This is a genomic window from Arthrobacter sp. APC 3897, from assembly GCF_030407495.1.
Classification (GTDB): Bacteria; Actinomycetota; Actinomycetes; order Actinomycetales; family Micrococcaceae; genus Arthrobacter_B.
The window spans coordinates 1-24,332 of sequence record NZ_JASDDG010000043.1; the positions used below are offsets into that span (position 1 = coordinate 1).

A 24,332-nucleotide genomic window follows, 5' to 3' on the forward strand; every position below is an offset into this window, starting at 1 on the left:
GACCCTGGAAGCTGAGGGCGTCTTCTCGCGGGTCGTGTCCATGCCCTGCGTTGAATGGTTCAGCGAGCAGGACGGGGAATACCGGGAATCCGTCCTGCCCGCCGCGCTGACGGCCCGGGTGGCTGTTGAAGCCGGACGCGGGGATGCCTGGTACCGGTGGACGGGCAGCAGCGGCCGGGTGGTTTCCATTGAGCAGTTCGGCGAATCCGGCTCAGGCAGCGAAATTCTGCATCTTCGGGGGATCCATCTGGACAATGTTCTGGCGGCGGCCCGGGAGGCTCTGCGGGGATAACCCGCTCAACCGTCTCTTCGACGTGTTCGGGCATTGCAGGTCCCCGGCGGAAGCTGCCCCTGAAAGCCCGCGAAGCAGGTGCAAGGGCAGCCTCTTCCGTGGCCGCAGACTGTTTGCGGGCTACTCGCAGCCAACCCCATCGCCGTCGCGGTCCAGATGAGTGCCGTATCCCGGCTGTCCTGCATAGACCGGAGCGGCTCCCGCTGCGCGGGCAGCGGAGCAGTTCGCGTAGTAGGCAGCCGGTGCGGGAGGCTCGACGGGCGCGGGGGCCGGGACCACTGGAGCCGGCACCGCCTGGCGTGCCTGCTCCTCTGCCTGCCGCTGGGCTTCCGCCGCTGCTGCGTCTGCCTGACGCTGGGCTTCGGCCGCAGCTTCGTCCGCCAGCCGCTGCGTTTCAGCTGCGGCCGCTTCGTCGGCTACCCGTTTCCGCTCGGCCGCCGCTGCGGCTTCGTCGGCAGCCTTCTTATCAGCGGCTACCTTACGTGCGGCGAGCAGCTTGGTGGAACTCTCTTCATCCAGCCAAACGAGCAATCCGTTGTCATTTTCGGTGCAGACATAGACTGCAGTCCGGGACGTGGGCGTGGCCGACGGTGTTGCGCTGGTGATCGTTGGTGAAGGCGAGGCAGAAGCCTTGGCGGAGGGTGTCGCTGCGGCTGTCGACGCGGCTGTCATAGGTGCGGGGCTCGAGGTTGCGGCCTCGAGGGTCCGGGTGGCACCGGCCGTCGCGCAGGTCTTGTTGGCAATCTGCGTCGGAGTGGGTGTGGGTGTCGCACTCGGCGTGGGTGTAGGAGAAGTTGTCGCCCTGGTCGGTGAGGGCGATGCGGCTGCCGCCTCCGTGTCGCCGCCCCCGCAGCCGGACAGAACCACTACAGCACTTAGTGCCAGTGCCCCAACGGACAGCATCCGGGCACGGCCGGGAGGCACGGTGCCGCTGGTGCTTGATGGCGCGGTGCGGCTGGTACGCAAAACAGACATAGATCCCCCATGGACAAAACAAGCGAAGACGGATGCGAATGCATCGACCCACACGCTACAGCACGGAAGGGATAGCGTCGCTTCTATTCGCGCGCCGTGTCCACGCCCCAGGTAGAAGGGGTAATCGCAATTGAGGACCGGACAACCACAGGCATGTTGACCAGATGCTCGCCGCCCTTTGCTCCCGCCAAAAGCAGCTCAACGGCGAGACGGCCCATCTCCTCATGGGGCAGCGCAACCGTGGTCAGGCCGGGCCGCAAATAGGAAGCAATTTCGTCATTGTCGAAGGAAACAATGGAAACATCCTCCGGCACCCGCAGGCCCTTCTCCGTCAGCGCCTGATAGGCACCGAACGCCAGCGGGTCATTTAGGCAGATCAGCGCCCGCGGCGGCGGATGCTCGTTCAAAAGGTCACGCACGCAGGCGTACCCGTTCTGCGGTTCCCAATCCCAGATGGATTCTTCCCGTTCGAAGGACAATCCCCTGTCCTTCATTTCCGCCCGGATTCCGTCCAGCCGCCGCCCCACCGTAGTGGATCGGAAAACATCGCGCTCTTTCACCCCGTTGTGGCCAATCAGGACTATGCCCTCTTTATGGCCGGCCTCTGCCAGCAATGAAACCGCTGCACGCCCGCCGCGTTCTTCGTCAGGCAGAACCGACGTCGGAAAATGCTCGTTGAGGGCGTTGAGCAGCACCACCGGAACGTTTTCCTGCAGCGCGGGGATAAACAGTTCCCGTGCCCGCGTGGCAGCGAAAACAATGCCGTCCACCTGGCGGTCCAGCAACGCAGCAATTGCCTCTGTTTCCCGCGCATGGTCCCCGCCGGTCTCGGCCACCAGAATGACGTGCCCCGCGCGCTCGGCTGCCGCCAGGGCACCCTTGATCAACCCGCTGGCGAAGCGCGTTGTGGCGACGGTGTCAGAGACGAATCCAATGGTTTGGGTTTTATCTACCCTCAAAGCACGTGCCGCCACATTCGGCCGATAGCCAAGCTCGGCCGCGGCGCGGTTCACCCGGTCATGGGCGTCTTTGGATAGCCGGGTATCCGGGCGGCCATTGAGAATCATGGACGCCGCGGAGGACGACAAACCTGCCCGACGTGCGACGTCGGCAAGTGTCACACGCTTGCTGGTGGCCATAATTCCTCCTGCTCGATGCTAACTGCCGATAACGACTTGGCAAATTCACTTGCGGTATCGCCGAATTGGGGTCAGGCTATGTGCTGAATGGATTTAGCACACACTGACCCGTGACCCGCCCCACACGATTATCGACAAAGGAGTCAACCATGCTTACATCACCGCTGCGCCCGCGGCGCCGCCAACCAGTTGCCGTGGTGACCTTCATGGCCGCCGCCGGTCTGGCCCTCGCCGGATGTGCTCCGGGCAGCGGCGGAGACAACAACGCCGCGTCCTCCGAGGTCACCAGCGCGGAGGTGAACACCGAACTCACGTCAGAGGACGTCACCCTCACGATCGCCGATGAAACAGGCTTCCCTGTGACGGACAAGCTGGCCGAGGAATTCACCAAGCAGCACCCCAACGTCACTTTTGAGATCACGCGGGACACGTTCCAGAATCTCACCGCCAATGCCCCCAAGCTGCTGGCGGGGGACAATCCTCCGGACCTGATCCGCCTGCCCACCATCGGTGACACCGCCGGTGACGGACTGCTCGCAAACCTGGATCCGTATGCCGAAGCCTACGGCTGGGATGCCTGGCCGGAGACGCAGCTCTCCCCGCTGCGGATGAACGAGGAGGGCACGCGCGGTTCCGGACCGCTTTACCAGGTGGGCCTTGGCTACAGCGTCACAGGCATCTTCATGAACACCGCCCTGGCCGACAAGCTCGGCATCGACGGACCGCCGCAGACCTGGGCCGAACTCGAAGAGGATCTGGCCACGGCTAAGGCAGGCGGAGTCCAGCCCATCATGGCCGGTGACAAAGACGGCGTGGTTAACTTTGCGATCCAGGCGGCGATGAACCAGTACGCAGACAAGGACGAATTCCTTTCCTGGATGTTCAACGAACCAGGCAGCTCCTACGCCACCGAGGGCAACATTCAGGGCGCCGAAGTCATCCGTACCTGGGCCGACAAGGGCTATTTCCCCTCCGACATCAACGCTATTGACTACTTCACCTTCGTCAGCCGATTCTCGGACGGCGAAGGCCTGTTCACCTTCAACGGCAACTGGGAAGCCGCGAACTACCAGAAGGCGCTGGGCGACGAGGTCGAGTTCTTCCTCGTTCCGCCACTGGAAGAGGGAGACGACCACGTAGCCATGGGCGCCGCCAACTCATTCTCGGTGGCCGCCGGCTCCGATGATCTGGACACCACCACGTATTTCCTCGACTGGATCCACACGGACCCCGCCGCGCGCCAGATCATCTCCGACGTCACGGGAGCGTCCCCCGGCGGAGACCCTTCGCTCGAGCAGCCCGCGGTGGAGGAAGGTTCACTGATCGCGTCCGCCCTCGAGATGGCAGCTCAGATCGGTGCCGAAAACGGCCAGGTGGACTTCATGTCCAACACGACCTCCGGCATCTACGCCGGGTCCATCATCCCGGAGTCGCAGCTGCTGGTCACCGGGAAGATCACAGGCGAAGAGTTCGTCAACCGTGTGCAGGCGTTCTATGAGAGCGAAGTGAACGACTAATGCAAAAGGCCACCACCGGCCCTGTCCGCCGTCGTTCCGGGCAGCAGGAAAGCGCAGCCGCAGGTTCGACGCCGGCGGGGCCGGCAGTGGCCGACCGCAAGCCGCGCAAACGCAAGTCCGTGGGCCGCGCCGGCTACATCGCCTGGCTGCTGCTGGTTCCGGCGATCGCCGTCTACGGCGGTTTTGTCCTGGTCCCGCTGGCTATGGGCCTGCAGTACTCGTTCTATGACTGGAACGGTGTCGGTGCGTCCACCTTCGTGGGGATCAAGAATTACGCGCAGGTCCTGACGGATCCTGTTCTGCTGGGTTCCATCCTCAACGCCATCACCCTGATTGTGTTCTTCACACTCATCCCCATCGGCGTTGGGCTGATTCTGGCCAGCCTGATCCGGTCCATGCGCCAGGGACTGATGTCTTCGGCGGCACAGACCATCCTGTTCCTGCCGCAGATTGTGCCCCTCGCTGCGGCGGGTATCGCCTGGTCCTGGATGTACGCGCAGACGGGCACGGTCAACCAGGTCCTCAGCGCCGTCGGACTCGGCGGCATCACCCGGTCGTGGCTGGCAGACTACGGAACGGCCCTCCCCGCCGTCGGGCTCATTGGTTCCTGGGTCCTCACCGGTCTGTGCACGGTGCTGTTGCTGACCGGCATCGGCAAGATCGACGGCTCCCTCTACGAAGCGGTGCGGCTCGACGGCGCCGGCTGGTGGCGCGAATTCTTCACCGTCACGCTGCCGGGACTGCGGCAGGAAATTGCGGTCCTGGCGACGCTGACCATCATTGCCGCCCTGAGCAGCTTCGACATTATCTACACCTCCACGCAGGGCGGCCCCGGCCGCACCACCCTCGTCCCGGGCATTTCCATCTTTCGCATCGGCTTCACGCAAAGTGACGTTGGCCTGGCCTCGGCCTTCGGAATTGTGCTCATGGTCCTGGTCCTGCTGGTTGTCCTTCCCATTCAGCGACTTTCAAAGGTGAACGACTGATGCGTACCAGCCGTACGGAACTCTGGCTCGGACGGCTGCTGCTCGCGGCAGCCCTGATCCTGACCCTCGTGCCCCTGATCAGCATGCTCTCAGCGGCACTGCAGCCGGCGGACCGGAACCCCACCGGCATTGTCTGGCCCTCGGACCCGCAGTGGGGCAACTTTGTGACGGCCTTTGAGGTGGGCAACGTGTGGCGGCTCATGACCTCCAGCGCATTCATTGTCCTGGGCGTGGTGCCCGCATCCATGCTGATCGCCACGCTCGCCGGCTACGCACTGGGCGCGCTGCAGCCCCGGGGTGGCCGTGCGGTCCTGATCATCTTTGTTGCCGGGCTGACCATCCCCTTTGAAGCCCTGATCATCCCGCTGTACTACCAGTCCCAGGCCATGGGGACCCTGAACACCCAGTGGGCGGTCATCTTCCCGCTGCTGGGACTCTTCATGCCCTTCAGCGTTTTCTGGATGCGCGCCCACTTCATCAACGTGCCCCGCGAACTATCCGAAGCCGCCCGCGTGGACGGCGCATCCGTCTTCCAGGAGTTCCGGCAGATCCAGCTTCCCCTCGCCCTGCCCGCCCTCTCCGCCCTGGCAATCCTGCTGTTCCTCTGGACCTGGAACCAGTTCCTGCTGCCCGTGGTGCTCATTGCCGACCCGCTGGACCGTACCGTGGCGGGAGCGCTCACCTTCTTTCAGGGACAGTACTCACTGAGCATCCCGCTCCTAAACGCCGGAGCACTGCTGATCATCACCCCGGCCATCATTGTGTTCCTCATCTTCCAGCGCCAGTTTGTCCGCGCCCTGCTGCAGGGCGCCGTCAAGGGGTGACCCTGCAACCCCACAGCCTTCCACTTAAGGACCACGCACCATGAGCTTTGCCCCCACCGACCACTGGGTCTGGGATTTTTGGCATGCCGACGACGGCCAGACGCACCACCTCTACTACCTGCACGCACCCCGGTCGCTGGCAGATCCGGACCTGCGGCACCGTAACGCCCGGATCGGCCATGCCACCTCGGAAGATCTTTTCGCGTGGGTTGACCACGGAGTGGTGCTTCAAGCCGGCGCGGAAACGGACTTCGATGCCAGCGCCACCTGGACCGGCAGCGTGGTCAGGTCCGACGACGGCGCCTGGCACATGTTCTACACCGGCACCCGCTTCCTGCACCCGGGGCGGATCACCAACGTCGAAACCGTCGGGCGTGCCGTCTCGGATGACCTGCGGTCATGGACCAAACAGACGGAGAAGATTCCCGCCGATCCCCGCTGGTACGAAACTCTGGATGACGGCAGCTGGCATGAGGAAGCGTGGCGGGACCCCTGGATCCACCGTGATTCCGACGGGCTGTGGCACATGCTCATTACGGCCCGGTCCCGGGCCGGCACCGGACGGGACCGCGGCGTCGTCGGGCACGCTACGTCCTCCGACCTGCAGAACTGGACCGTGCAGCCTCCGCTGAGCGAACCTGGAGCCGGCTTTGCCCACCTTGAGGTGCTGCAGCTGGTGACCATCGAGGACCGGCACGTCCTGCTGTTTTCCTGCGACACCGCCCACCTTGCCGGCGAGCGCCAGACTAATGACAGCACGGGCGGGATCTGGGCGCTGCCTTTGGCATCGGACCGTCTGGAACATCCCCTCGACATCGCTTCCGCCACCCGGCTGACCTCCGAGGACCTGTATGCGGGACGCGCGGTGCGCACCCGGTCAGGTGGTTGGGTGCTGTTGGCCTTTGAAAACCTGGACACCGAGGGCACCTTCATCAGCGGCATCTCGGACCCGCTCCCGCTGGCCTGGACACCGGACGGCAGTCTTTGCCTCGTACCGGCGGGCGTCCGCGCATGATCGGTGAGCGGACCGGCATTTCCGGAACCTTCGAACCACGCTTCCTGCCGGTGCGGAACGCCTTCGCGGCAGCCTTCGACGGGCGCCCCCGGATGGGCGCTGCACTGGCCGTGCACCATCAGGGAGAACTCGTTGTCGATCTGTGGGGCGGCGTTGCGGATGCCCGCACCTCACTCCCCTGGACCAGCGGGACCTCCACTGTTGTCTTCTCCTGCTCCAAGGGGGTCATGTCCATCCTCGTGGCCCGACTGGTTGAAGCGGGCCGGCTGGAGTACGACGCACCGCTGACGGATATCTGGCCCGAGTTTGGCGCCTGCGGCAAAGACACCATCACCGTCGGAGACGCGCTTGCCCACCGCGCAGGGGTATCGGCGCCGCGCCGGGGCGTTGACCTGGCCCGGGCCCTCGACTGGGAGCAAATGACCGGCCTGCTCGCCGAACAGGAACCGCTGTGGGAACCGGGTTCCGGATACGCCTACCACGCGTTAACCCACGGCTGGCTGTCCGGCGAAATCATCCGCCGGGTCACCGGACAGACCCCCGGTGAGTTCCTCCGGGAAACCCTGGCCGATCCTTTGCTGGCCGATTTGCAGCTCGGCGTTCCGGCGGCGCAGCAGACCGGCATTGCCCATCTTGAAGCGGGCGAGAGCCTGCTGCAGCACGCGCGGTCCTCCCAGACGGCGGCTCAGCCGGGCGTCACGGACTGGCCCGCCCGGGCGCTGACGCTGGGACAAGCCTTCCCCCAGGAGTTGGTGGGCGACAACGACGGTTTCAACCGTCCCGATGTCCGGGCTGCGGAATTCCCCGGCGCCGGCGCGGTTGCCACCGCGCACGGGTTGTCGGCGGCATTGTCCTCCGTGGTGCATGACACCGCTACCACCCGCCGACTTGATCCCTCGGTGCTCGAGCAGGCCGTTCGGGTGCGCAGCGAAGGTGCGCCCGTGTTCCCCGCTCCTGAGCCGTGGTCCCGGTGGGGTGCCGGGTTCCAGCTTGATTCGGCGGCGCGGCGCTACGTCTCCCCGGACGGGTTTGGGCACGACGGCGCCGGCGGGCAGACGGCCTTTGCCGAACCCCTGCTGGGGCTCAGCGCGGCGTTCCTGACCAACTGGATGGAAGCCGGGGACGATAAGCGGGCCACCGGGATCATCGACGCTCTCCGCGAGGTGGTGGCGCCGTAGCAGGAAACAGCGAAGCCAGCGGAAGTATCCGCTGGCTTCGCTTGTCATCTCCCGCCGTCCCCCCACGGCCGGCGGATGATCCGGGATCGGGGTGCGGGGCACCTGATCCGATCCCTGTGTCGTTATTTCCCACACATGTGTGAGGCATGCGTGAGAGCTTATCACCGCCGGTGCGGTGAATAAAGTCCGCGGCTCCGGCGTCGTGTTTCCCCTTCACACGGCGGGCCGTGCCTAGTCCTCGTCGAGGATCTTGGCGATGGCCTTCAGCGCCTCCGGGTCCACCGGACCCAGCGCACGGGCAGCGAAATTCCGCACCTCGGCACGGCGCATGCTCCGCAGCAGCTCCAACTCGGCCTCCACCCGTTCCGGGAGACTGCCGTCCTCCAACAGAAGGTAATCCGGATTCACGTCGAAAACCGCGGCAATAGCCCGCAATGCCTCGTCAGGGACCACCTGTTCCTTACCGGATTTCAGCAGCGACCACCGGGTGCGGGAAAGGTAATAGCCTGCCTTCTTGGCGCCGTCCCGGATCGCCGCATAATCAAAAGGCCTGCCGGACTCGGACATGATGACGTCCAGCAGGAGGTTGATCTTCCGGGCCAGCGTTTCGGCCCGCCGAAGGGCCGCAGCACGCTCCGGGGAAAGACCAAGATCATCCATCGTGTTCAGCTCCATGTTCCGACTGCGAGATAGCAGCCAAAGGTCGCCAGGCCCAGGGCGGCGCCGGACAGCGCTTCCCGGAGGGTATGTTCGCCAAGGGACACCCGGCTGAGGATCATCAACGGCGGCAGTATCAACAGCCACGCCAAGCCCGCCCCGTATGTTGCGGTAATCCACAGCACGGCAAAGGTCAGCACCGACACGTGCGCCGAGACATTCAACCAGCGCCGGAAGAACACCAGGCCCAAATTGCCGAGCAGCAGCCCGGTGACCGTGGCCGGCACCGGTGCGGGCACGGGCAGCGCGAAGCAGACGACGACGGCGGCCAGCATCAGCAGCGACACCACAGTAGTCCGCCGGCTGTCCGGGATGCCGCGGCGCCGGAACATGCCCTTGGTCCCCTTGTAGACCACCCCCGGCACCACCACGACGCCGGCCAGCAGCAGGGTTATGCCCAGCGGGCCCAGCCCTGCCTGGAGGCCGGCCAGGATCACCAGGACCACCAGGGCCAGGGCCGGCGGCAGGAGGCGGGAGTACCAGCTAGCTGCGGCTGAGCGCTGCGCGGCGGGCCGGTGTTCCGTTGTCTTCAAGTCTTGTGCCTATCTCGTCAATGATGCGGTTCTCTTCGGCTGACAGCAGTCCGGGTTCCAGCACCCGGACATCGCCGATGAGGATAAACCAGCGGTAGAGCTGGGTCTTGGAGGTTCGGGCGTCCAGGGAGACGTTGGCTGCTTCCAGGGCGCGGGTGCCTTCGCAGGTGGTTTTCAGGCGCCGCACGATGGGGCGCAGCGCATCCAGGTCCGCCGCGCGCCGTCGTCGTGCCTGGGCTGCTGCCATGATGCGGGCGGAGGAGGGAACTGCGAACCCGGCAGCGAAGCAGAGGAAGGTCAGCGCGATCAGGATCCGGTAGCCGAGGTAGAGGGCGAAGGAGGCCTGAACGCCGCCGAATTCCAGCCCGATCAGCAGCATTTTCACCGCTACGGCGCCAACGCCGGCTGCGCAGCCGGCAATGACGATGCGCAGCCCGATGCCGAACTCGCGGGATTCTCCGGTTTTGTCCCGGCTCAGGCATGCCGTGCCGGTGTAGCCCAGGACCACGCCGATCCAGGCGAAGAAGCTGGCCTGGTAGGCGGCAACGGCGGGGATGAAGGCGAAGGTGTCGGTGAAGTTGGTGGCCGAGCCGGTGGTGTCCGAGACCAGCAGCAGGGTTGCCTGGATGACGGCCAGGACGACGCCGATGCCCACGAGCGCTCTTACGTGCCGGCCGCCGTCGTCGGAACGCCCGGTGGCCTTGAGCAGCAGGCGGCTCAGTTCGGTCATCCCGGCGCCCATGAACAGGTGCACGATGAGATTGAGCAGGTTCCGTTCCCCCAGCAGGGAGTCCACGGAGAGGTACACCTGGTCGATGTTCAGGGTGGCACCCGCAGCCACGGCGGCCATGCCGGGCATGATGCCCGGCCTCCAGCCGAAGCGCAGGCCCGCCAACCGGACGATCACCAGCAGCCACAGGCAGGCTGCGGGCAGCATCTGCAGGGTGATCACAGGAAGGTCCGTTCGAAGGGGTTGGTGCTCTCGGGGTCCTTGGGCAGCAGGGTCAGGGAGAGCAGATAGGCCACCTGTTCGGCGGCGCGTTCGGTATCGTTCCAGTCCAGTGAGCGGGCAAGCATCCGGCGGATGCCCCGGCGGCTGCCGATGTGCTGGAAGACGGAGGGCATGGTGGTTTCCACTCCCCCGCAGCCCTGGTGCCGCAGCAGGATATGGCCGAATTCGTGGCACGCGGCGTGCGTGCGGTGGAGTCTGTTGTCGCCCGAGGGCAGCAGGATGATCGACTTGTTTTCCTTCTCGATCCAGAGCCCGGTAACGGAGGGAATCACTGCGGAGTCGATGTCCCGCAGTTCAATGGGTTTGCCGTGTTTCTGTGTCACGGCTGCCAGCAGTTCCTCGAAGGCCACGTGCTCGCCCAGTCCAAGATCGGCCACCACTGCCTTTGAGGTGGCCCGATTCCCGGCGGGCTTCCCGAAACGCACTGCCATCAGTTCTCCCTCATTGTGTACCGCACCGTGTCTGCGGAAAGAGACAGCACTGACCTTATCGCAAAGGCCGGCCACGGCGGCGGAAGGGTTCGACGACGGCGGCAGAGGTTGGCGGACGGGAGGCCTGCCGTATGCACCATGTGCCCGGCAGGCCTCCCGATGCACTTGCCTTACTTGGCTGCGGCTGGTTCTTTGTCCAGGCGTTCGAATTCAACGGCGTAGACGTCAATGCCCTTCTTCCGGTCCAATACGTTGCGAAGGTGCCGGATTCCAATGCAGGCCAGCAGGACAAGCCCCAGATAGCCGGCAACCGGGTAGAGGAAGTTGACGAGTTCGGCGAACGGCACCTGTGCCAGCAGCACCGCAACCACCGTGGCGATCAGGGCGAGCAGTTTGGCCCGCTTGCTCTTGTCATTGGTCTCGACGCGGTTCACCACAGCCCACAGCAGCGGAACGGCCGTGGTGTAGATGCCGGCGAAGAGGATCACCGAGTAGATGCTGCCCGCACCGGAGAACAATTGACCGGCGATCCACAGCATCGGGATCTGGTTGTTGTAAACGTCGCCGATGTTTGCCAGCAGCCCGAATGCCACCACGCCCACGGCCACCACCAACGTAATGGCTCCGGCCAGCCCGCCGGCAACGGCCTCACCGTTGTTCCGGACTTTCCTGCCCAGGCTTGCCAGGAACGGAACCAGCATGAGGATTCCCAGTGCCGGGAAGTTCAATCCCGAGACCGCCCAGTGCGGTGCCGCCTGCAGAACGTCGATGCCGGCGAGGGCATCGGCCGATTCTGCGATGCCCTGCGGGTTCCTGACGATCCCGCTCAGTCCCACCACGAGGCACAGCGCAACGATGATGGGCCCGAGTTTGGACAGAATGGCCACCAGACCGTCCAGCCCCAGCATGACCGTCAGCAGCACTGCGGCCGCCATGGCAAGGACGCCCACCTGGCCGTTCCAGCCAAACTGCTCATTCAAGGTTGCGCCGGCTCCAGCAAGCATGACGGCATACAGGCAAAAGAAGAACAATGGCGCAAAAACGCCGAAGAATTTACCGATGTACTTTCCGCAGTAATACTCAAAGATTTTGTTACCCGACTGCAACCGGAGGTTGCGGCCGTCACGGAGAACAATGGCCGTGACATAGCAGTAGAGAATCAGCGTAATCACGAGCGCCCCGGCCGCCCCGGCCGGCCCGAAGGAAGCGAAGTACTGCAGCCCTTCCTGGCCTGTGGCGAAGCCGGAGCCGATCAGGTAGGCGACTATCGCGCCCATGGTGGTGATGACCGTGCCTACACGAATTCTTTTCGAGGTTGTCTGAGTCATCGGGCTACTTTATGCCAATAAACACAGCCCATTGAACGGCATTCGGCATTCCGGTTCCCAAATGTGATGTTTTTGCATCTCCTGCACAGTTCTGATATCCGGTATGCCTGCATTGCAAATTGATATCAATTCAATCAGTGCCGCCGGGTCATTTATGGCATTGATTCTAGAGTGCAGGAGCGGAAGATTAGCTCTGGGTCCACAATCGCAATGAACCCCCGCAGTTCCTTCCTGCTCCACTCCGGCTGTCCTGAGAATGTGTCGTGGCCATTTGATGGTAGGCCCGGCAACCCGGGGCGGTGTTACTAGTCTCCGGCACATGCAACCCCGTCTCCATCCGCGTCCAGGTCATCTTGCCAGCCGTACTCCCCTCTACGGATGGGAGCGGCACCGGCCTCTTTAACCGCGGTGCAGTTCGGGTATACGAAAGTGTCTTGCTGCTGTTGACGGGCGCGCTCCTCCGCCTGCCGCTGAGCTTCCTCCGCAGCCGCCGCCTCATCCACCTGCCGCTGAGCTTCCTCCGCAGCCGCCGCCTCATCCACCTGCCGCTGGGCCTCCTCATCAGCGGCCGCCTCATCCGCCTGCCGCTGGGCCTCCTCATCAGCGGCCGCCTCATCCGCCTGCCGCTGAGCTTCTGCCTGTCTCCGTGCCTCCAGCAGCTTTTCTGAGGACTCTTTGTCCATCCAGATGAGTTTTCCGCTGTTATCCGGAGTGCATACGTACTCAACGTCCCCTTGCGACCTCGTATCTGCTTCTCCCTGGCATTCTTTGTCTGCTAGAGGTTCTTCTGTGGGAGACGGAGAATCGGAGGGAGACGCCGAAGTGGGGCTAGGTTGATTATTGCCTGCCTGTCTCGACTCGTCTGGAGGAGCGGAAATTCCTGCAACTACGAACCCGAGGATGAGAAGCCCTCCGCCAACTGCGAGTAGCTGGCGGCGCCTTTTACCATCCGAAACGCGTGCCCATGTTTGGCGCCGAAAGATGAGCGCATAGCCGGCTGTCAGCAGTACCGCCAGCCCGGCAAGGATTAACCAAGCTGCCAGGCCTATCAGACCGCTGAGGGCGAAACCCACCATCAATACGGCCGCAATTGCTACAACAAACCAAGTGGAACGCGGCCGCTTGACGCTGGCTGATGAAGTAGCTGGGCGGGGGGGACTCTGGTTCCTGGGTCATGATTCACCTCAATTAGGACCGGCCCGGTGGCCCGCCTGCACAGTGGGTGACCGGACTCCAATTCAGCATCATTGCCAGGTCCCGGCGGAGTCACTCTCACTTCCCGTTTGGAAGCTGTTTTTGCCATGTAGGGAAGTTGGGCTCAGCATCCCCAGCAGATGCCCTTCAAACAACAAGCGTGACTGGTCTGGGCCGCTAAGGGAAGGGGCCATCAGTTCCGAAAGTAATGAGCTACAGCTCATGCGGTCTAGCGGCCAAGACCGGGCCTCGGGCAAATCGGTCGTCTGGTCACGCAACTCAGGGGGCTCGACGACGTCAACGCCGTGGCCGGTCCTTGTGGCGCATGTCGAGGGCGCGGCCTGCCCCCTGCTTAGAGCTCTATCCAGCCTTGGGTCAGGGCGAGCACAGCTGCAACGGCTCCCGCCAGCGCAATGAGGAAGAGGAAGAGCTCCCCTTTCCGGAAGACGCGCTGCCCTTGTTCCCGGCGCGCGATCACAAACAGTACGGTGCCGGGGGCGTAGAAGATCATCGACAGCAGCACCAGAGGCAGGCCGGCGGCGTAGACCAGGAACACTGAGTAAACGGTGGCAATGACGGCAATGGTCAGGTCGCCCCGCCGGACGCGGCGCGGCGCCCCTTCATACGTTTCGCCGCTCCACCCGAGCTTGAGGGCGTAGAGGGCCGCGAAAAGGAGGGAAAACAACGTCAGGACCGCGGTCATGTCCAGCGCGAAGTCGAAGGCATCCTCGGAGAAGTACGTGATGACCATGACCAGCTGGCTGAGCAGGGTGCTCAGCAGCAGCGCGTTGACCGGGACGTCGTTATCACTGACCCGGGACAGGAACCGCGGCATGTCCTTCTCCGTGGCGGCCACGTACAGGACTTCGGCTGCCATCAGGCTCCAGGCCAGGTAGGCGCCCATCACCGAGATGATGAGGCCTGCGCTGACGAACACCAGCCCCCAGGTCCCCACTCCCGATTCCAGGACACCCGCCATCGACGGTTGGCGCAGCTCGGCGAGCTGTTCCATCGGCAGGACCCCGTAGGAAACGATCGTGACCGAGGCAAAGATGGCAAAGACGCTCAGAAAACCGAGGACAGTGGCCCGGCCAACGTCCTCCCGCCGTCGGGCATGGCGTGAATACACGCTGGCGCCTTCAACACCGAGGAAAACGAAAACGGTCACCAGCATGGTGTTGCTGACCTGCTCGAACAGCGGCCCCGTGTAGTCCGCCCCGGTCAGGTTTCCGGCGAAGACGGCGGGGTCAAACAGGAAGACGGCAAACAGCACGAAGACCAGGATGGGAACCACCTTGGCGATCGTGACGATCCGGTTGATGGCCGTGGCTTCCCTGATGCCGCGCCTGATCAGGAAGAAGAATCCCCACAGCCCGGCCGAGGACAGCACGACGGCGAGGAGGGTGTCCCCTGCACCCAGCTGCGGAAACAGGGCACCCAGAGTGGACATGGTGAGCACCCAGTAGGTGACGTTTCCAACACAGGCACTGGCCCAGTAGCCAGCTGCGGAGAAGAACCCCACGTAGTTTCCGAAGCCGGCCTTGGCGTAGGAGAAGATCCCCGCGTCAAGCGCCGGCTTCCGCAGGGACAGCCGCTGGAAGACGAAGGCCAGCATCAGCATGCCGGAACCTGCGATCAACCAGGCGACAAGGGCACCCCACACCCCGGTTTCCTCGGCGAAGCGCTGGGGCAGGGAAAACACCCCGGCCCCCACCATGGACCCGATCACCACAGTGGTGAGGGTCAGCAGTGAGAGCTTGGCTGCTGGGGCCTTCTCCCCGGAGACAGGCGGATTAGACATGGTTCTCTTCCAATCGGGTGTGGGGGCAGCTGAGGCAGCACGGGGGTAGACAAAAGTGGAGGGGCGGCCGCGCCCTGCGGGGGCATCCCCCGTTAGCAGCTCCCCAATATCTTCTCAGAAGGCGACGGCGGGGTCCGAATCGGCGGCCGGCAGCCGATTCGGACCCCGAGGGGTCCGCACCGTGGCTACGTCGACGCGGTCAGTCAGCGAACCGCACCGCCGTCGTTGTTACGTTAGTCGATCCCGTCGCGGATGATCGGGCAGGTCATGCAGTGCCCGCCGCCCCGGCCGCGGCCCAGCTCAGCGCCCACGATCGGGATCACCTCAACGCCGGCGTTGCGCAGTGCTGCGTTGGTCTGGGTGTTGCGGTCGTAGGTGAATACCACGCCCGGTTCCAGGGCGACGGCGTTGTTCGCGCTGTCCCACTGCTGGCGTTCGGTGGCGTGGTAGTCCCCCGCGGTCTCCACCAGGCGCAGCTGCTTGCAGCCCATCGCTTCGGCGACCACGTCCACAAAGCGGCGGTCGCGCTCATCGCGCACTTCCAGGCCCAGGGGTTTGTCCGAGGGGTGGATGGTGAAGGGATGGATGCCGTCCACGATGGCCGGATGGATGGTGGCCAAATCCCGGTCGGCGAAGGTGAACACGGTGTCCAGGTGCATTGCGGCGCGCAGTTTGGGCATGCCCGCGACGACGATCCGTTCCGCCGCCTCTTCCTTGAAGAGGGCCTGGGCGAGCTGGGTGATGGCCTGCCGGGAGGTCCGCTCCCCCATGCCCAGCAGCACGGTGCCGTTGCCCACGGGCATCACATCGCCGCCCTCCAAGGTGGCCTGGCTCCAGTCCTTTTCCGCGTCGCCCCACCAGATTTTCGAGCCGGTGTAGTCCGGATGGAACCGGTAGATGGCCTGCATCAGCAGAGTCTCGTCGTGTCGGGCGGGCCAGTAGAGCGGGTTCAGGGTCAGACCGCCGCCGATCCAGCAGGTGGTGTCGCGGGTGTAGAGGGTGTTGGGCAGCGGCGGCAGCAGGTACTCCGGCCGGCCGGTGGATTCGCGAACCAGACCGACGTAGCCGGAGAGGTAATCATCGGGAAGGTCCGACGTCGTGAGTCCCCCGATGAGGATCCGCGCCAGCTCCGCACCGGTCAGTGAATCCAGGAAGGCCCGGGTGCCGGGGACCAGGCCCAGTCCGACCCGGTTGGCGATGATTTTGCGGTCCAGGAGCCAGGTCCGTGCCTCGGGGATGTCCATGGTCTGCCCGAGCAGGTCGTGGAGTTCGACGACGTCGACGCCGCGGCTGGTCATCTTGTTCACGAAGTCGGCGTGGTCACGCTGGGCGTTTTCCACCCACATCACGTCATCGAACAGCAGGTCTTCCCGGTTGGTCGGGGTGAGCCGTTCATGGGCCAGACCGGGAGCGCAGACGAGGACCTTACGCAGTTTTCCGACCTCCGAGTACACCCCGTAGTCGGCGGCGTTGGGTGCGGAGGTGGCGGGAAACATGTGGTTCTCCTTGGTATTCAGGTGAGTCTCTGCAGGCTCAACAGATGTCGAGGAGGGACTTTTTGTCCATCCCTCCACAGATTAGGAATTAGTGTCCGCGCTCTGCCTGCTGGGCCTGCTTGCGGCGGCGGAGTGCCTCGTTGACGGCGGGATCGTCGAGCGCAGCGAGCCACTTGAGCAGTTCAGGTCCGGCAGCGGGATTGGCGGCGACGGCGGGGCGGGCCTTCGGCTCATCGGTGGCCAGTTCCTGCAGCCGCAGGCCGGTGGTGCCGGGGTCTTCAGCTTCGGCCAGGACCGCGACTTCGGCCGGGTCCACGTCCCGCGGCCTGGCTGCGGATGCTCCGCCGTCGACGATGTCTGCCGCCGGAATGTTCATCAGCGGTGTCGTCCGCTTAGTTGAAGGGGCATTCTCGTCAGCGGGATGTTCCTGCATTTCGTTCTGCATCGGATCTCCTTAGTCAGTAGCCTTACTTCCATCCTTGCAGAAGGTGGGGCGCGCTCCGAATCCGGCAGATCAGGAAGGTTAAAAAGCGCGCCGGAAGAGGACACCCCGGTGCGGCGGCAAAACGTACGACGACGGCGCGGGGCGGCCGGCGGCGTCGAGCATCCCTGCGGGGACCCGCACCCTGCGGCGGCGCCTGCCGTCACCGTTGAGGTTCACTGCCGCGAAGCCGCCGTCGAACTCCCGCCACCATGTGTGCCTGCTCCCCTGCGGCTCACCGAGCGGGCTGCCCAGCTGCCAGTCCAGCTCCGGTGCGTGCTGGGTGCGGCTGTAGTCGTCGTGAGCGGTGGCGGAGTAGGCTCCGGCACCGGCACCGAAGATCCAGAACGCGGACAGTCCGTACCGGAAGTTGGGATGGCTGTCGTCGCCGTCGGTGGGGACGCGGAGAATGGACAGTCCGGGGCCGGCTGCCTGCGGCAGCTGGGCCTCGGCGGTAACCGGGTCGAAGAGGTCCACCGGACTGTAGCCGAGCCAGACCTCTTCGAAGCCGCCGCCGTAGGCCCCGTGGGATTCCCAGCGGCCGGCCTCCCGGCGGGATTCGGCGATGTTCGGAACCAGGGTTTTCCCGACGCCGTTCAATGCCGTGCCGGCAGCAGCCACCAGGTCTCCGAGCGCAGCGCGGAACACTGCCATGTCCGCGGCTCCTCGGATGGGCAGGTTCAGCCCGTAGTAGTCGTCAAAAACATCGTTGTCGGCCATCACGCCGTCGAACGGCGAGTCCCGGAACTCGGCCACCACGTTGTCCACCCAGCGGCGCTGGTAGTCCGGATTCCAGACCTGCAGCTGCCAGTGTCCCGGGTACCGTTCCCACTCGATGCGGGTGCCGCCCAGGCGGGTGGCGAACCAACCGGCGTCGTCGTTCCCGGAGCTTCCGGAACCCCCGGAACCCCCGGAACCCGCCTCAGCCTCCGCGAACGAGACGCCCGAACTGAAGACCGGACCCGGCTCGTAGCTGCGCGCCGAGGAAAGGCACTTGTACGCCAGGACAGTCATGTCCGGACGAAGCCGCTTCAGTTCCCGGGCAGCCCCCGTTTCCCAGGGCTGCAGGATTGCGGCGCGGTAGTGCCCGGCGGCAAAAGCAATCTGCTCAGGTGTCAGCGGACCGCCATACCGGATCCAGGCGCCGACTCCGGTCATGAAACCATCGGTGCGAGGAAGTCCAGTTCCGCAGTGTCCAGCTGGCGCACGTGCGTAATGTTCCCAACCGCACGGTAGATCCCGTTGTAGGAGGACATGATCTCGTGCATCTGGAAGAACTCCTCCACCCGGGTCCGGGCGTTGTCCGCGTGGTCAACATAGAGCTCCATGTTGCCGATGACGGCCCGAATCTTCTCAGCCATCGTGTTCACATCCCCTGCCGGCACCAGTTCGCCGCAGGGCCCGACCATCCGCCCGTCGTTAGTGGCCAACTCGTCACTGATCAGCTGACGCATGCCGCCGACGTCGGTCCCCACCGTGGGGATGCCTGCCGCCATGGCTTCCAGCACCACGATCGGTTGGCCCTCGTTGTAGCTGGGCAGCACCAGCAGGTCGAACTGGTCCAGCCGGTCGCGGACGTTGACGGTGCCGTGGATGGTGATGTGGTCGTCCAGATCCAGGGCTTCGATCTTGGCCAGGCACGCCTCGTAATACTCCGGAACGTGTTCGGTGGGGCCCAGGACGTCCAGGTGCAGGTTCGGGAAACCGTCCCGGCGCAGCACATCTATGCTGGAGAGCAGGTCCAGCAGGCCCTTGATCGGGACCACCCGGGCAATGTAGACGAGGTTCCATGTGTGGTTGTCTCCGTTGCGGACCAGCTGTTCCCGGGCAGCCAGCCGTGCCCGGTACTTCTCCTCGAACTCCTCGATCACCATGGCGTTGGGCACCACCACGGCCTTGTCGATGTCCGTTCCCAGGTGCGCCGCTTCAGTAATCGCCGTTGGGTACAGGTAGGTAATCAGTGAGGCGCTGGGGTAGCAGAAGTGTCCCATTTCGGTCCACCAGGCCATCCAGGCCCGCTGCTCGTGCGTGACGTCGAAGGTGCGGTAGTCCTCGGAGGTGATGGAAAGCGCCATGTTGCGGTCCAGCAGCGTGTTGACCGTGTCCCGGACGTAGAGGTTGTGCTCGGTGAGCAGGAACGAGGTGCCGTGGTCGCGGGCTGCGGCGGCGCCCAGGAGTGAGGCGTAGCCGGTGGTGTGTGCGTGGTAGACACTGGCGCGGGGCATGGTTTCGCCGAGGATGGCGAAGGCCAGCGAAAGGAAGTTCCGCAGCGTCCAGAACGAATTCGCCAGCGAAAGGTTCAGCTGCGGCATCCGGACGGCGAGCGCTTCCATGAATTCCCGCGTGCCGAGCAGCGCCCAGAGCGGATAGGTGCGGGTGCGTTCGTTGAACCCTTCGTCAATGAGGTCCCAGAGCGGTTCGACCTCGCGGTCTTCGGACAGTGCGTAGAGCGCGTCGAACAGCCGGTGCGCCAGGGCGGAGCGCTGGCCGGCATCCATGCCCAGGTCCTTGGCGGATACCTTCATGAAGTCGTGCCGGTGCTCCTGCATGCTCAAATACACCGGGCGGACCCAAAGGACATTCTCGGGCATCCCGTATAGGTCTTCGGAGGGCGCGTTGGAGTCCCAGGTGATGTGGATGATCCCGTAGGTCAGGTCCGGGTTGTGGGTGACGATGTCGTGGACCACGGCGGAGACCCCGCCCTTGAGGTAGGGGTAGGTGGATTCCATGACAATGGCGACGTCGACGTCGTCGTATTGGGCCTGCGCTGCGGCCTGGGCGGGGAGCACGACGGCGGCTCCCCCGGCGGTTGCCTGCGCGGTTGCCTGCGCGAGCGGGGCGCGGCGGAAGAGTTTCTGCTTGATTCCGTACATGGCTGTGCCTTTCAAGACGAGCGGGCGGCGGGCTACCAGGAGGTGGCGTGGCGCCAGAAGAGGGTGTATTCGGGCTGGGACCAGTGGCGTTTGTAGAGCACCCAGGACACGGCGACCAGCAGCACGTCCGCAGCGACCAGTGCCGCGTAGGCCAGTCCGGTCCCGTCAGCGCTTCCGGCGGCATCCAGCAGCAGGAAGACTCCGGCACAGAGCGCCAGATGGATGCCGCCGAACAGCTGCGGGAGTCCTTTGACGCCGATATAGTCCAGCTCGTAGCTGAGCAGTGTGAGGAGCATGAAGGCCCAGGACGCCACCCCTACGCTGACGGCCAGCAGCACGTTCGCCGGCTGCACGCCCTCCAGCACGAGCGTGATGGCGAGCGTGAGCAGCATGCCGACGGCGCCGGTGCTGAGGATGGCGCGGTCCACGGTGCGGCTGAGCCGTTGGGAACGTGCTGTCATCACGGTCAGGGGTTCGTCGGAGATCGCCCGGTGAAGGGAGGCTACGGCTTTGTCCACCCGCGGGGCGAGGTTGACGAAGTAGTAGTTGTAGGCGATCACAGCCGGGAGCATGGCCACGAAGATGATCACCACCGGGAAGTCGCCGTCGGTCACCAGGAACAGCAGGTACTTGTCCGCCCAGAGGACTGCGCCCATGAGCAGTCCGCGGACGAGGTCGGCGCTGAATCCGCGGAGGGCAGGCCGGTTCCGGAAGCCAAGGGCCGCCAGGCTGCGTCCCATGGCTGCGATCTGGGTGAGCGCGCCGGCCAGCGGCGGCAGCCACCAGAGGGTCGGGGCCACGCCGAGTGCTGCGGCGTAGGCCAACCAGGCCAGCGCCCAGAGGCCGCGGCGGCTTCCCACATTGGCCAGTATGAGGGACTGGACAAAGAGCAGGTGCAGGGCGGCGAGCCCGGCGTAGGTTGCCATGGCGGTCAGGGACCAGCCGGTGGCGAGCCAGAGCGGGACGGCGAACAGCACTACCAGCGGCAGGGCATAGGTGAACATCGCGGGCCATCCGGAGCAGAACCGGCGGGCGATTGCCGCCGGGTTCTGTTCCGCCATGAGATCGCCGATCAGCCGGTAAGCGGGAAGACAGGCGGCCTGTGCCAGCCAGGGCACGGTGATGGAGCAAGCCAGCACCACATACGTGAGCTGGACCCCGCCAACTTGCACGGCCGCCATTTGCGGGCTGATCAGCGGAAAGACCAGGTTCAGCAGGATGACGGGCGAGAGGTAGAGGAGCAGTCCGGCTCCGGGGCGGGCGGCGTCGCCGGACCGCCTGCCGGAGGCGGCGGCGCCGTCCGTTCCGGGCCCGCCGGGGCGGAGCTGGCGCAGCAGCACCGCCATGACCAGGAGCACTCCGGCCCCCAGCAGGGCGTAGGACCAGCCCGTGGGAAGGACAGTGTCCGCAAACGGGACAGCGGCGGTGAGGATGAGGGCGGCAATAATTGCCAGGGTCCGGCGGCGGACATAGGCGTCGTGGAACAGGGCCTGCAGGGATGGCATGGATTCTCCAGAACCACCGTTGGTCGGCAGAGCCGGCGGTGGGATTGCATGAGACGCGGACGTGGTGTGAGGCTGCGTTTTCAGGACTGGGTCCTTGGCGCAGCCACAGCGCCCGGAGCAGACTCCGGCCGGTGTCCCGTATCCGGGTTATCCCTCGCGTTGGGAGAATTTGCGTCACCGCCGGACTCTGCGGTGAGCACTTCCACCACCGTATGAGCGACGGCGGTTCGAGCAGCGAGTGGAAGGTACGCGACTTTTCGTTCGCCCTACTTGGAGTAGGTGTGCTTGATCTCAGCCTGAAAGCGGCCGCTACGCGTTACTTTTGCTACCTGTTGCTCTACATTTCTCCGTTTTCTTCAGCAGACTCGGTCGCCTGCGTGTTGCGGTCATGGGTGACCACCACTCCCCCGTTCCGGCGCGACGGCGTTGTTGGCGCTGTCTCGCTGGTGGTGAACACGGTGTCCACGTGCATCGAGGCGCGAAACTTGGTCATGCCGGCGACCGCGCAAATAGGCCTGACTCCGGTCCAGTTGCGGATCAGGACTAGGCAGCCGGTCATTCGGCGACTCCGGACACCGTGGCCAGAAGGTGGCCGAATACAACGGCGGCAAGGTGCTGCCGGATGCCTCCGCCCAGGACGGGAAGATCGATCCGGTGCACCGCCAGCGGATAATCGTCGCGCACTGGTGGCGAACCTGGCCAGCGGCATCTGCCAAGTTCCCGCGCGGTTCCGGTCAAGTTCCCGCGCGGTTCCGGTCAAGTTCCGGCGCGGTTCCGGCGGGTTCCGGCTGGCGGGCCAGCAGCGGCTCGGCGCAGCATTAACGACGCTGCGGGGCGCCCCCGGTGTTGCTGCTGCTGTACTTCGGATCGGCTGCTGTAGCGGTGGGAACCGCCATCCTGGCCGGACAGCTGCATCGTCCTACCTGGCTACTCTCCACCCATCTGAAACTCGAAAGCCTGGCGAGCTAAGCCGAGAATATAGTTGAGATCGGTGTCCTCGTCCAGGCTGACCTCGGTCGGGCCATTACCCCAGTGGCTCTTGCCGTTTACGTCCCAGGCGAGGCCACGCTCATCGTGCAGAGTCTCGATCGGAATGTTGAGGCTCAATATCAGACGCGCCTTCTGCGGAATGACGTCGACAAAGTTAGTGTCAGCTTTGAAAGCAACGTAGAGCTTACGGAACTGCCGAGTGATGCCTGGATCGAGGGCCAGAAGCTCTGCGCTGAGCATCTCGAACAGGGATCGGCGGGGCTCCCTAAGCAGGTATGGGTGATCTTCGATCGAGAAATCCGACTCTGATCTCTTCCCCTGAAACTCTGAGATGGTCTCGGGCGGCAATACGGGAAGGGGCCAGATCTTCAGGGCATCGTCGGCCAGACGCTCTGCGCGTTCCTGGATTGCCGTGACGTTCCATGTTTCCAGATTGCCCAATCCCTTATTGAGCCGGAGCGGGCTGTCCTTAAACCCCCCCCCCTCCATGTCGCGCTTCTTCGCGAACGCGTGGTCGGAGTACTCTGAGTTGTACCCCGTGAGCGTCAGGTTACCGAGTGTTTGCAGATGCGTTTGCTGCACGTCCTGCCAGTCATCTCCCAGGGCTGCGCGCCACTCGTTCGAGAGCTTCTCGTTCTGCGGCATGATGTGCTCGATCGTGTAGTCCTCGATCGTCACGCGTTCCTTGCGTCCATGGTTCTCCAACATGCGCAGAAAGTAAGAACGCCGGCGGAAGTTGTACAGGTCAGCCGACTTGAGACTCGCAAGGAACTCTGCGTCGGTCGGAATGCGGCGGTAGCTCTTAAGACCGAGGAAGTGCGCCTTGACGCTCTCGAGATAGCGGTCCTTACGCACTGACGAGCTGAAGCTGGCAAAGGTCTTATTCAGCGAGTTGGGCGGCATGCGGCAGACCGCTCGGCGGAAGATGTAGGAGGTAATCAAGTCAACGATCTCCAGCAAGTCGTCCCGAGTCAGAGTTCCAAGCTCGTAATCGGTATACACATCCAGCAGGAAGGGATAGACGACGTCAGCCTTGATCTGGTCCAGGTCCTTGAAAGCGTTCCGCAACGCCGGGTCCGTCTCCTTGCCCAACGCCATCGCGCAGTAACGCCCGGCGTACTGACGGAGCTCGATGACGAGGGACTCGATGGTTTCGTCCTTTTTAGTGAATGTTGCCGCATGTGTCTTGAACGCATCATAAATGTCGTCCAACCGAGGTATCTCACCGGTCTTGATGGTCAGGTAATGACGGACAAACTCATCAAACTGGCTTTCCCCCGCGCCGCTGAACTCCTGCTCCATCGGGCGCCAGTAGGCTGAGTAGACCTTCGCCTGCTCTTTGGGTGGCAGATCCATCAGGACGTAGTTACGGATCAGGTCAGCTTGGGACAGCTTCTTTCCGGTCGAGTTCATGGCTTCAAAAACCAACTGCGGGTTATCCACCCCGCGCTCGAGCTTCACGTCAACGACGACGAGCTTGTCCAGGCCACGACAGAACATGGCCAGGTCAAGCTTCGGATCTTCAAGTTTCCGCCGGAAATAGGCGTAGTTCTCGGTCACTCGAGTGGCCACGTCCGGAGCCGGCTCCGTCCCTTGGAGAATGGCGATCAGCGCATCCTTATCATTTTGAGACAGGATTAGTTTGAACTGGCGTTCGCCTTCTTCGTCGTCATTAAGCAGATAACGATTCCGGATCTTTCTCGGAGAGAAACCGTCCCGGGGCTCGCGCTGACCCTCTGGCAGTTCCTCCAGTCTGGCTGCCAGTGCCGCCAGGACGAGGGTGACGGTTGTCACCCGCTGTTGTCCGTCAATGATCAGGTCAGGCTCAGCAGACGTATTAGTGGATTGTTCCTTGGCGACGTAGACGATCGATCCCGTGAAATGTGATCCAATTGCCGGGGTTGAGCCGGCCCGATTAATATCCGCCCAAAGCTGGGCACACTCGGGACTGCCCCGACTTTTGTTGACTCGGGGTCTTAGGCCGCTAAGAGCGCGGTTCGGTTGATTGTTTCATATTCGATGGGCGTGAGTTTTCCCAGCCGTCT

The 24,332-nt window shown here is 64.1% G+C and carries 22 protein-coding genes and 2 pseudogenes; 6 read left to right on the forward strand and 18 right to left on the reverse strand.

Annotated elements, in window-relative coordinates; translation table 11 throughout:
- Positions 1 to 292: pseudogene (locus QMA10_RS16770) on the forward strand (transketolase); the annotation flags it as partial.
- 120 nt (positions 293 to 412) lie between these two features.
- Here the strand turns inward: QMA10_RS16770 and QMA10_RS16775 are convergent.
- Both QMA10_RS16775 and QMA10_RS16780 read right to left on the reverse strand, forming a co-directional pair.
- On the reverse strand, positions 413 to 964 hold the full coding sequence (locus tag QMA10_RS16775; protein WP_290170233.1) for an excalibur calcium-binding domain-containing protein: 552 nt from the start codon (positions 962 to 964) through the stop codon (positions 413 to 415).
- A 386-nt stretch (positions 965 to 1,350) separates the two neighbouring features.
- Positions 1,351 to 2,406, reverse strand: coding sequence for a LacI family DNA-binding transcriptional regulator (locus tag QMA10_RS16780; RefSeq protein ID WP_290170235.1), 1,056 nt, complete (start codon positions 2,404 to 2,406; stop codon positions 1,351 to 1,353).
- A 149-nt stretch (positions 2,407 to 2,555) separates the two neighbouring features.
- Here QMA10_RS16780 and QMA10_RS16785 point away from each other — a divergent pair, with 149 nt between their 5' ends.
- From QMA10_RS16785 to QMA10_RS16805, 5 genes are read left to right on the forward strand one after another with little or no spacing between them, the layout of a single operon-like run.
- Positions 2,556 to 3,923: an ABC transporter substrate-binding protein gene (locus QMA10_RS16785; protein WP_290170237.1), complete on the forward strand. Its 1,368-nt coding sequence runs from the start codon at positions 2,556 to 2,558 to the stop codon at positions 3,921 to 3,923.
- Positions 3,923 to 4,909, forward strand: coding sequence for a sugar ABC transporter permease (locus QMA10_RS16790; RefSeq protein WP_290170238.1), 987 nt, complete (start codon positions 3,923 to 3,925; stop codon positions 4,907 to 4,909). Before QMA10_RS16785 ends, QMA10_RS16790 begins: the two co-directional genes overlap by 1 nt.
- Positions 4,909 to 5,733, forward strand: coding sequence for a carbohydrate ABC transporter permease (locus QMA10_RS16795; RefSeq protein WP_290170239.1), 825 nt, complete (start codon positions 4,909 to 4,911; stop codon positions 5,731 to 5,733). Before QMA10_RS16790 ends, QMA10_RS16795 begins: the two co-directional genes overlap by 1 nt.
- 40 nt (positions 5,734 to 5,773) lie before the next feature.
- On the forward strand, positions 5,774 to 6,748 hold the full coding sequence (locus tag QMA10_RS16800) for a glycoside hydrolase family 68 protein (protein ID WP_290170240.1): 975 nt from the start codon (positions 5,774 to 5,776) through the stop codon (positions 6,746 to 6,748).
- Positions 6,745 to 7,926: a serine hydrolase domain-containing protein gene (locus QMA10_RS16805; RefSeq protein WP_290170241.1), complete on the forward strand. Its 1,182-nt coding sequence runs from the start codon at positions 6,745 to 6,747 to the stop codon at positions 7,924 to 7,926. The genes QMA10_RS16800 and QMA10_RS16805 overlap by 4 nt, the downstream gene beginning before the upstream one ends.
- A 231-nt stretch (positions 7,927 to 8,157) precedes the next feature.
- Here QMA10_RS16805 and QMA10_RS16810 read toward each other — a convergent pair whose 3' ends face one another.
- The 16 genes and pseudogenes from QMA10_RS16810 to QMA10_RS16885 form a co-directional block, all read right to left on the reverse strand.
- Positions 8,158 to 8,601, reverse strand: coding sequence for a hypothetical protein (locus QMA10_RS16810; RefSeq protein ID WP_290170243.1), 444 nt, complete (start codon positions 8,599 to 8,601; stop codon positions 8,158 to 8,160).
- Positions 8,592 to 9,176, reverse strand: coding sequence for a hypothetical protein (locus tag QMA10_RS16815; protein WP_290170245.1), 585 nt, complete (start codon positions 9,174 to 9,176; stop codon positions 8,592 to 8,594). The genes QMA10_RS16810 and QMA10_RS16815 overlap by 10 nt, the downstream gene beginning before the upstream one ends.
- Positions 9,127 to 10,128 (reverse strand): hypothetical protein, encoded by a 1,002-nt coding sequence (locus QMA10_RS16820; protein ID WP_290170247.1) that lies wholly within the window; start codon positions 10,126 to 10,128, stop codon positions 9,127 to 9,129. The genes QMA10_RS16815 and QMA10_RS16820 overlap by 50 nt, the downstream gene beginning before the upstream one ends.
- Positions 10,125 to 10,619 (reverse strand): hypothetical protein, encoded by a 495-nt coding sequence (locus QMA10_RS16825; RefSeq protein ID WP_290170248.1) that lies wholly within the window; start codon positions 10,617 to 10,619, stop codon positions 10,125 to 10,127. Before QMA10_RS16825 ends, QMA10_RS16820 begins: the two co-directional genes overlap by 4 nt.
- A gap of 170 nt (positions 10,620 to 10,789) precedes the next feature.
- Positions 10,790 to 11,947, reverse strand: a complete 1,158-nt coding sequence (locus tag QMA10_RS16830; RefSeq protein WP_290170250.1) for a hypothetical protein — start codon at positions 11,945 to 11,947, stop codon at positions 10,790 to 10,792.
- 305 nt (positions 11,948 to 12,252) lie between these two features.
- The gene (locus QMA10_RS16835; protein WP_290170253.1) at positions 12,253 to 12,630 is read right to left on the reverse strand and encodes an excalibur calcium-binding domain-containing protein; all 378 of its coding nucleotides are present in this window, start codon (positions 12,628 to 12,630) and stop codon (positions 12,253 to 12,255) included.
- Between the two features lie 863 nt (positions 12,631 to 13,493).
- Positions 13,494 to 14,942, reverse strand: a complete 1,449-nt coding sequence (locus QMA10_RS16840; RefSeq protein ID WP_290170255.1) for a basic amino acid/polyamine antiporter — start codon at positions 14,940 to 14,942, stop codon at positions 13,494 to 13,496.
- Between the two features lie 233 nt (positions 14,943 to 15,175).
- Positions 15,176 to 16,438, reverse strand: coding sequence for an arginine deiminase (locus QMA10_RS16845; RefSeq protein ID WP_290170257.1), 1,263 nt, complete (start codon positions 16,436 to 16,438; stop codon positions 15,176 to 15,178).
- Positions 16,439 to 16,526: 88 nt separating this feature from the next.
- Complete coding sequence (locus tag QMA10_RS16850) at positions 16,527 to 16,883, reverse strand: hypothetical protein (protein ID WP_290170259.1); 357 nt, start codon at positions 16,881 to 16,883, stop codon at positions 16,527 to 16,529.
- Between the two features lie 78 nt (positions 16,884 to 16,961).
- Positions 16,962 to 18,077 carry a putative glycoside hydrolase gene (locus QMA10_RS16855; RefSeq protein WP_290170261.1) on the reverse strand — a complete coding sequence of 372 codons (1,116 nt, stop codon included), beginning with the start codon at positions 18,075 to 18,077 and terminating at the stop codon, positions 16,962 to 16,964.
- The gene (gene pelF / locus QMA10_RS16860; RefSeq protein WP_290170262.1) at positions 18,074 to 19,792 is read right to left on the reverse strand and encodes a GT4 family glycosyltransferase PelF; all 1,719 of its coding nucleotides are present in this window, start codon (positions 19,790 to 19,792) and stop codon (positions 18,074 to 18,076) included. The genes QMA10_RS16855 and pelF overlap by 4 nt, the downstream gene beginning before the upstream one ends.
- Before the next feature lie 32 nt (positions 19,793 to 19,824).
- Positions 19,825 to 21,297 carry a hypothetical protein gene (locus QMA10_RS16865; protein WP_290170264.1) on the reverse strand — a complete coding sequence of 491 codons (1,473 nt, stop codon included), beginning with the start codon at positions 21,295 to 21,297 and terminating at the stop codon, positions 19,825 to 19,827.
- A gap of 337 nt (positions 21,298 to 21,634) precedes the next feature.
- Complete coding sequence (locus QMA10_RS16870) at positions 21,635 to 21,790, reverse strand: hypothetical protein (RefSeq protein ID WP_290170268.1); 156 nt, start codon at positions 21,788 to 21,790, stop codon at positions 21,635 to 21,637.
- Positions 21,791 to 21,852: 62 nt separating this feature from the next.
- A complete protein-coding gene (locus QMA10_RS16875) occupies positions 21,853 to 21,981 on the reverse strand; it encodes a hypothetical protein (RefSeq protein WP_290170271.1) in 129 nt (42 codons plus the stop codon).
- A 243-nt stretch (positions 21,982 to 22,224) separates the two neighbouring features.
- On the reverse strand, positions 22,225 to 23,643 hold the full coding sequence (locus QMA10_RS16880) for a DUF262 and DUF1524 domain-containing protein (RefSeq protein WP_356835625.1): 1,419 nt from the start codon (positions 23,641 to 23,643) through the stop codon (positions 22,225 to 22,227).
- 15 nt (positions 23,644 to 23,658) lie between these two features.
- Positions 23,659 to 24,219, reverse strand: a pseudogene (locus tag QMA10_RS16885) (DUF262 domain-containing protein); the annotation flags it as partial.
- Positions 24,220 to 24,332 lie beyond the last annotated feature (113 nt).

Excerpts from the sequence above, each read along its gene's own strand:
- QMA10_RS16790 (WP_290170238.1), top strand. The coding sequence starts at position 3,923 with ATGCAAAAGGCCACCACCGGCCCTGTCCGCCGTCGTTCCGGGCAGCAG.
- QMA10_RS16870 (WP_290170268.1), bottom strand. The coding sequence starts at position 21,790 with ATGACCAAGTTTCGCGCCTCGATGCACGTGGACACCGTGTTCACCACC.
- QMA10_RS16805 (WP_290170241.1), top strand. The coding sequence starts at position 6,745 with ATGATCGGTGAGCGGACCGGCATTTCCGGAACCTTCGAACCACGCTTC.
- QMA10_RS16840 (WP_290170255.1), bottom strand. The coding sequence starts at position 14,942 with ATGTCTAATCCGCCTGTCTCCGGGGAGAAGGCCCCAGCAGCCAAGCTC.
- QMA10_RS16845 (WP_290170257.1), bottom strand. The coding sequence starts at position 16,438 with ATGTTTCCCGCCACCTCCGCACCCAACGCCGCCGACTACGGGGTGTAC.
- QMA10_RS16880 (WP_356835625.1), bottom strand. The coding sequence starts at position 23,643 with ATGGATCTGCCACCCAAAGAGCAGGCGAAGGTCTACTCAGCCTACTGG.
- QMA10_RS16795 (WP_290170239.1), top strand. The coding sequence starts at position 4,909 with ATGCGTACCAGCCGTACGGAACTCTGGCTCGGACGGCTGCTGCTCGCG.
- QMA10_RS16800 (WP_290170240.1), top strand. The coding sequence starts at position 5,774 with ATGAGCTTTGCCCCCACCGACCACTGGGTCTGGGATTTTTGGCATGCC.
- QMA10_RS16810 (WP_290170243.1), bottom strand. The coding sequence starts at position 8,601 with ATGGAGCTGAACACGATGGATGATCTTGGTCTTTCCCCGGAGCGTGCT.
- QMA10_RS16835 (WP_290170253.1), bottom strand. The coding sequence starts at position 12,630 with ATGGACAAAGAGTCCTCAGAAAAGCTGCTGGAGGCACGGAGACAGGCA.
- pelF (WP_290170262.1), bottom strand. The coding sequence starts at position 19,792 with ATGTACGGAATCAAGCAGAAACTCTTCCGCCGCGCCCCGCTCGCGCAG.
- QMA10_RS16830 (WP_290170250.1), bottom strand. The coding sequence starts at position 11,947 with ATGACTCAGACAACCTCGAAAAGAATTCGTGTAGGCACGGTCATCACC.
- QMA10_RS16855 (WP_290170261.1), bottom strand. The coding sequence starts at position 18,077 with ATGACCGGAGTCGGCGCCTGGATCCGGTATGGCGGTCCGCTGACACCT.
- QMA10_RS16775 (WP_290170233.1), bottom strand. The coding sequence starts at position 964 with ATGACAGCCGCGTCGACAGCCGCAGCGACACCCTCCGCCAAGGCTTCT.
- QMA10_RS16780 (WP_290170235.1), bottom strand. The coding sequence starts at position 2,406 with ATGGCCACCAGCAAGCGTGTGACACTTGCCGACGTCGCACGTCGGGCA.
- QMA10_RS16825 (WP_290170248.1), bottom strand. The coding sequence starts at position 10,619 with ATGGCAGTGCGTTTCGGGAAGCCCGCCGGGAATCGGGCCACCTCAAAG.
- QMA10_RS16865 (WP_290170264.1), bottom strand. The coding sequence starts at position 21,297 with ATGCCATCCCTGCAGGCCCTGTTCCACGACGCCTATGTCCGCCGCCGG.
- QMA10_RS16785 (WP_290170237.1), top strand. The coding sequence starts at position 2,556 with ATGCTTACATCACCGCTGCGCCCGCGGCGCCGCCAACCAGTTGCCGTG.
- QMA10_RS16850 (WP_290170259.1), bottom strand. The coding sequence starts at position 16,883 with ATGCAGAACGAAATGCAGGAACATCCCGCTGACGAGAATGCCCCTTCA.